The following is a 6,161-nucleotide window of genomic DNA, read 5'->3' on the forward strand; positions in this document are numbered from 1 at the left end:
CATCTTCCTCGGTGATCGAACTCAGGACGCAGGCGCCTGCAAGGCCTGCGCGCGCTCGAGGTGGCCGGCGATCGTCTCGCGCGTGCGCTCCAGGTGACTGCGCACGTCCGCCGCACTGGCCTGCGGGATCAGCTCGCGATCGAGCTTGTCCAGCGCCGCCTGGTGGCCCTTGATCATCGCGTCGATCCACGCAGCCTCGAACGCCTCGCCATTGAGCCCCTCCAGGCGCTGGCGCTCGGTGTCGTGCTGGCGGCGCTCGGCGGCCAGCGCCGGATCATCGGCCACTGCCGCCTGCGGCGATGCACCTGCGCCCTCGTGGGTGCCGTCGAGCATCGCCTGCGTGGCCTGCATGCTGCGTTCGTGGTCGGTGCGCAGTTGCTCGGCGTACGCTTGCGCGCGCTCACCGACGCCCTTCTTCAATGCATCCTGCGCGGCCGCGATCTCGTGGCGATCGACCTCGATCACCGTGAGCAGCGCCTTGCGATCAGCCGCCGCCAGCGCAGTCGCGGCGCCGGTCCGGGTGTCGCCGGGGGCCATCGTGTCGGTCGGGCCTGTGCGCATCGCCGCGCCGTCGTCGGCGGTCGGCGCGGACGCGGGCGGCGTTGCCGGTGTGGCGGCCGCCTGACGATCGTCGGTACGGTCGCCGCATGCCGACAGCGCGAACGCGAGCGAGGCCACCAGCAGGGTCGGACGAAGATTCATGGTCGCACTCCGTAACAGGTCAGGAAACGCGATGCTGGGCGCCGCGCCCGCCGCAGGCGGTGAAGCCCCGGACTGTTGCCAAGGCACTTTCTTCCCACACGCTCGTCCCGGTCCCGTTCATGTCGCGCCGCAAGGTCCACGGATCACGCTGCCCCACGCCTGTGTCGCCCGTGTCGCCCGCGCAGCCTCGCGACGACCCGCGCCCATCCGCCCTGCATGGCGCGCTGCGCTAGCATCGCCCGTCCCGCCTCCCGCATCGCCATGGCCGCCTCCCCTCCCCCCTCGCCGATCGCCATCCGCGCCTACGGCACGGTCAGCCAGGTCGATCGCCATGACTTCGCACAGATCGTGCTGCCGCTCGACGGCCGGCTGCACATGGACATCGCCGGTGCCGGCGCCCAGCTCGACCGCAGCCTCGGCGCCTTCGTCGAGGCCGGCGCCTGTCACGATCAGATCGGCGACGCTGCGAATCGTTCGATCATCCTCGACCTGCACACCAGCGAGCTCGACCCGCGCATCGCCGACTGCCTGGCGCGTCGGCCCTACGTCGCGCTCGGCCCCGAAGCGCGCAGCCTGATCGACTACATGGAAGCGCTGACCCTGCGCGGCGGCGTGTCCGCGCACCGCCTCCGGCTATGGATCCCGCTGCTGCTCGACACCCTGCTCGGCGAGTCGCCGCAGCCGAGCGCCCGGCTCGCGCCGTTGCTGGCGATGGTCGAGGCGCAGCCGGCGCGCGGTTGGACCGCCGAGACGATGGCCGCGCAGGTCGGCGTGAGCGCCAGTCGTCTGCACGCGCTGTTCCAGCAGGAACTGGGCACCACGCCACGCGCCTGGCTGTCGTCCCTGCGACTCGCGCGGGCCCGCGACCTGCTCACGCGGACCGCGCTGCCGATCGCCGAGATCGCCTACCGCTGCGGTTACGCCGACCAGAGCGCGCTGACCCGTGCGATGCGTCGCGCAGACGGGCAGACGCCCGCGCAGGCGCGCCGCCAGGCGCGCCGCTGAAAGACGCGAGTGCAGGACCACAACGACGCGAGACCGGGTCAAGACGGCGCTGTCGATCCTGCCTATCGTGCGGCGCATGGACTCGATGCGTGCCAGCCCTCGACACGACACGCTTGCCGGCGTCGCCTGCGGCATCGGCGCAGGTGCGCTGTGGGGCCTGGTCTTCCTGGCGCCGGCGCTGGTCCGCGACTTCCGGCCACTGGACCTGACCATCGGCCGCTATCTGTTCTATGGCCTGTTCTCGATCCTGCTGATCGCTCCGCACTGGACCCGGCTGGTCGGCCTGCTCGGCCGCCGCGAATGGCGGGGGCTGGTGTGGCTGGCACTCACCGGCAACGTTCTGTACTACCTGCTGCTGGCAAGCGCCGTGCAGTTGGGCGGCATCGCGATGACCTCGCTGGTCATCGGCTTTTTGCCGGTCGCCGTCACCCTGGTCGGCAGCCGCGACCGGGACGCGGTACCGCTGCGCCGGCTCGCGCCCTCGCTGCTGCTGGCCGCAGCCGGCGTGCTGTGCATCGGCTGGCAGGCGCTGGCGATGCCCGCGGCGGACACGGTCGGGCGACAGTTGCTCGGGCTGGCTTGCGGTGTGGGCGCGCTGGCCGCGTGGACCTGCTTTGCGGTGCACAATGCGCGTTGGCTGGCCCGTCTACAGCACATCACCGTCCACGAGTGGAACCTGCTCACCGGCGTGGTCACCTGCGGCTTGACCGCCCTGCTGTTGCCGTTGGCCTGGGCCCTGCCCCGCGTGCCCCAACCGTCCTCGGCCTGGGCGCTGCTGATCGGGGTGTCGGCCGGCGTGGCCTTGCTGGCGTCGATGATCGGCAACGCACTGTGGAACCGCATGAGCCGGCTGCTGCCGCTGACCCTGGTCGGCCAGATGATCCTGTTCGAAACGCTGTTCGCCCTGCTCTACGGCTTTGTCTGGGAACGCCGCCTGCCCACGCTGCTGGAGGCCATCGCGTTCGTGCTGGTGGCGCTGAGCGTGGTCACGTGCCTGGCCACACACCGGGCGCCGCCGGCCGCGATCGGCGACGCACCCGCTCGCTGAGCCGGGCTCAACGCCGGTCGCCGCGTCGCCGCAGGCGCCAGGACGCCAAGGCCACGGCGACCATTCCGATCGCGGCGCCCGGCCACGCGCCCAGGGCCAGCGCCGCACCCAGACCGACGTACAGCGCCAGGCCGCCGAGCACAACATCGACGCGGCGATCGGTCGCCGGGACGTCGCGGTCGCGCCGCAGTTCGAAACGCACGACCAGGGCGATCAGCGGCGCGACCACCACCAGGCACAGCGCGATCCAGCCTGCGCGCCCGAGCCAGAAGCCCGGCGCGCCGGGCAGTCCAGCGTCGATCGGCAGCCCCAGTCGCTCGCCCAGCCATGCGGCCGGCAGCTCGGCGAGCTTGTGCCACAGGTACAGCGGCATGCCGAGCGCACCGAGCACCGCGATCGCCTTTGCCGGCGCGCGGCCTGCGAGCACCCGCCGCGCCAGCGGCTCGCACAGCAGCACCAGGCCCACCTGCAGCCACATCACCCCGATCAGCGCCAGCGTGGGCGGCAGCATGTTGTTGCCGGCCAGCGTCACCCCGACCATCGCGACCGGATAGCCGGCGGCGATCGCCAGCGCCAGCCATGCCGTGCCGAGCAGCAGCAGGCCGGCGCCGGTCGCCGGGCCGCGAACACGCCCGCGCTTCCAGGCGATGCCCAGCTGCTGCGGGATCAGCCACACCACCAGCATGTTGAGCCAGGCGATGCCGGCCGGCCGCTCGGTCGCCAGCTGACCGAGTGTGCGCAGCGCACCGGCCGATGTCGCCCCGGCACGGATCATGTCGAGAACGCCGGCCACGACGACCAGCCCGGCGACCGCGCCCAGGCCCAGGCGCGCATCCAGGCGCAGGCTCCAGGGCAGCAGCGCCTGCACCGTGAGCAGCATCAGCAGGAACCACAGATGGATCGTCAGCGAGCGGTCGAACACCGCCAGCAGATGACCGCCCCACAGCCATGAGAGCATCGCGATCGCGGCAAGCACCACCAGGTAGGTCAGCGTCGGCCGCGCCAGCCCGAGCGCCCGCCCCGCCCACCAGGACATCTGCGCGCCCTGCGCCGCACGTCGGGCCACGCTGTCGACGCTGACCGCGGCCGAGACGAACACGAACAGCGGCACGACCTGCACGATCCAGGTCAGCCAGCCGGCCGCGTCCCAGGCCGCGAGCAGGTGCCCGGTGTCGACCAGCACGCCGTCCGCCATGCGCGGCAAGGTCGCGATCCAATGCCCGAACACGACCAGCAGCAGGGCGCCGGCGCGCAGCGCATCGGGGTACGGGTCGCGGGAAGACGGCGTCATCGGTGGCGCAGATCCTGGGTTCGGCACGCCGACGAGCTTACCCAGACGCCATGGCGCGGGGCGTCATGCCGGCCCTGAGCAGAGCGAGCGGACGCATCCGGTGCCCGGCGCCGGGCACGCCGCCTACAATGCGCGCCCCCCGTCGCCCTGGAGCTGCATGAACATCGTCGTCGTCGACGCCCTGAAGGCCTACATCGATCCGCTGACACCCGACGAGCACGAGGCGCTGGAGCGCAGCCTGCTCGCAGAAGGCTGCCGCGACGCGCTGGTGCTGTGGGGCAACGTGCTCGTCGATGGCCACAACCGCTACGGCATCTGCCAGAAGCACGGCATCCCATTCGAGACGGTGCAGAACACCCGTTTCAAGTCGATGGACGATGTCCACCTGTGGATGATCGAGCAGCACCTGGGCCGGCGCAGCGTGTCGGACTACCAGCGCGGGGTGCTCGCGCTGCGCAAGCGCACGATCCTGGAGGCGCGCCAGCAGGCGCGGCTCGAATCGCCACCGCCCGCGAGCGAAGACGAAGCCGTCGCGACCGACGACGACCGTCCGCCGTGGGACGACACCCCCGTGCCCGCCACCCGCGCCGATCTGGCGCGCGAAGCCCGGCTCAGCGCCAACCAGGTCATGATGATCGAGCGCATCCACGCGCAGGCGGCGCCCGAAGTGGTCGAGGCGCTGAAGGCGGGCGAGATCTCGATCAGCGCCGCCGCCGCGGTCGCCAGCCTGCCCGAGGACGAGCAGCGCAGCGCGGCGCAGGCCGGCAAGGCCGAACTCAAACAGGCCGCCAAGCGCGCCCGCGATGCGAAGAAGCGCCCGCGCGCGGCCCGCGAAGGCGAAGACGGCGAGAACGTCGAGGGCGACGCCGCCCCGGACGCGCGCGCATTGCAGCGACGCGTCGACGCGCTCGAACGCGAGAATGCGCAATTGCGCGCCCAGGTCGAGACGCTGCAGGCGCAGTTGCTGCGCCTGCGCAGCTGACCCCCGCGTCCGGCGCCAACGCGCTTTGCGGCCGCCGGCTCAGGCGGCCGTGATCGTGCCGGGCAACGGATGCCCGGCCAGCCGCATCGCATACAGCGCCGCGCCGTGATGCGGCGCGTAGCGGGGTGCCCGCAGTTCGAAGTCGACGCCGGTCGCCTGCAAGGCCGCAGCCAGCGGCGCCTGCAGCAGCGCGCCCGCCCCGAAGGCACCGCCCGAGCAGGTCACCGGCACCGGGCCGTGGTCGCCGAAATCGAGCGCGCGGCGCACCGCATCGACGATCGCGGCCAATTCCTGCCCCGCCCGTTCGAAGATCGCGCGCGCCACGTCGTCGCCGGCCTCGGCCGCCTGGGCGACCTGCAACGACAGCTGCGCGATCCGGTCGCGCGTCAAGGCCTGCGCGCCGTACACCCGCGCGCACAGGTCGAGGTCGTCGGCGAGCTCGAAATGCGCCCGCAGCGCCGCATGCAAGGGCCCGCGCGGCAGCCGTCCATCGCCCATGCGCGAGAAGGCGTTGAGGCCCTGGACCGCGATCCAGTACGCCGAACCTTCATCGGAGAAGACCTCGCCCCAGCCACCGGCGCGCGCCTCGCGCCCCTGCCGCTGGCCGTAGGCAATCGAGCCGGTGCCCGCGACGATGTTGATGCCGTCCGCGCAGGCCAGCGATCCCGCCCAGCCGCAGACCATGTCGTTGCCGCAGCGATAGCGGCGATGGCCGAGCAGCGCTTCGGGTATCGCATCGAGCTGCGGCGTGGCCGCGCCGTCTTCGCCGTGCGCCGGCAGCCCGAAGAACGCATAGGCGATCGCGTCCGGCGTCGCCTGCGCTTGCCGCGTGACCGCGTCGATGCCGTCGGCCAGCAGCGCACGCACGCCGTCGAGGCCGATCTGCGGGTGATAGGCGGTGCCGCGCTGGACCTCGGCGCGCACGCCGCCTTCGGCATCGAGCAGCACGAAGCGGGTCTTGGTGCCGCCGCCATCGACGCCCAGATAGTAGGCCGCGCCGCTCATGGCACCAGCGGGTACAAGCGCACGCCCTGGACGACGCGGTTCACCGTGCCCTGCGCATTCGGGCTGTCGGGCCGCACGCCCAGCGCCCGCGAGGCGTGGAACGCGAACAGCTGCGCCACCGCGACATA

The 6,161-nt window shown here is 72.3% G+C and carries 6 protein-coding genes; 3 read left to right on the forward strand and 3 right to left on the reverse strand.

Annotated features, from left to right (window positions below; translation table 11 throughout):
- Positions 1–21: 21 nt before the first annotated feature.
- Positions 22–702: a DUF4142 domain-containing protein gene (locus tag ABE487_RS05215; protein ID WP_346445567.1), complete on the reverse strand. Its 681-nt coding sequence runs from the start codon at positions 700–702 to the stop codon at positions 22–24.
- A 261-nt stretch (positions 703–963) separates the two neighbouring features.
- Between ABE487_RS05215 and ABE487_RS05220 the strand changes: the two genes are divergently transcribed.
- Both ABE487_RS05220 and ABE487_RS05225 read left to right on the forward strand, forming a co-directional pair.
- Positions 964–1,707 (forward strand): AraC family transcriptional regulator, encoded by a 744-nt coding sequence (locus ABE487_RS05220; RefSeq protein WP_346452655.1) that lies wholly within the window; start codon positions 964–966, stop codon positions 1,705–1,707.
- Between the two features lie 85 nt (positions 1,708–1,792).
- Positions 1,793–2,755, forward strand: a complete 963-nt coding sequence (locus ABE487_RS05225; RefSeq protein ID WP_346446291.1) for a DMT family transporter — start codon at positions 1,793–1,795, stop codon at positions 2,753–2,755.
- Between the two features lie 7 nt (positions 2,756–2,762).
- Here the strand turns inward: ABE487_RS05225 and ABE487_RS05230 are convergent, their stop codons facing one another.
- A complete protein-coding gene (locus ABE487_RS05230; RefSeq protein ID WP_346445564.1) occupies positions 2,763–4,046 on the reverse strand; it encodes an acyltransferase family protein in 1,284 nt (427 codons plus the stop codon).
- A gap of 157 nt (positions 4,047–4,203) precedes the next feature.
- Here ABE487_RS05230 and ABE487_RS05235 point away from each other — a divergent pair, with 157 nt between their 5' ends.
- Positions 4,204–5,028, forward strand: a complete 825-nt coding sequence (locus ABE487_RS05235; RefSeq protein WP_346445563.1) for a plasmid replication/partition related protein — start codon at positions 4,204–4,206, stop codon at positions 5,026–5,028.
- A gap of 39 nt (positions 5,029–5,067) precedes the next feature.
- Here the strand turns inward: ABE487_RS05235 and ABE487_RS05240 are convergent, their stop codons facing one another.
- Positions 5,068–6,033 (reverse strand): BadF/BadG/BcrA/BcrD ATPase family protein, encoded by a 966-nt coding sequence (locus ABE487_RS05240; protein ID WP_346452654.1) that lies wholly within the window; start codon positions 6,031–6,033, stop codon positions 5,068–5,070.
- Positions 6,034–6,161: the final 128 nt, after the last annotated feature.

Origin of the sequence: Luteimonas sp. TWI596, assembly GCF_039674105.1 — a bacterium.
GTDB lineage: Bacteria > Pseudomonadota > Gammaproteobacteria > Xanthomonadales > Xanthomonadaceae > Luteimonas.

Bases quoted from the DNA above. Each gene is read 5' to 3' on its own strand.
- ABE487_RS05225 (WP_346446291.1), top strand. From the start codon at position 1,793: ATGCGTGCCAGCCCTCGACACGACACGCTTGCCGGCGTCGCCTGCGGC.
- ABE487_RS05240 (WP_346452654.1), bottom strand. From the start codon at position 6,033: ATGAGCGGCGCGGCCTACTATCTGGGCGTCGATGGCGGCGGCACCAAG.
- ABE487_RS05235 (WP_346445563.1), top strand. From the start codon at position 4,204: ATGAACATCGTCGTCGTCGACGCCCTGAAGGCCTACATCGATCCGCTG.
- ABE487_RS05215 (WP_346445567.1), bottom strand. From the start codon at position 702: ATGAATCTTCGTCCGACCCTGCTGGTGGCCTCGCTCGCGTTCGCGCTG.
- ABE487_RS05230 (WP_346445564.1), bottom strand. From the start codon at position 4,046: ATGACGCCGTCTTCCCGCGACCCGTACCCCGATGCGCTGCGCGCCGGC.
- ABE487_RS05220 (WP_346452655.1), top strand. From the start codon at position 964: ATGGCCGCCTCCCCTCCCCCCTCGCCGATCGCCATCCGCGCCTACGGC.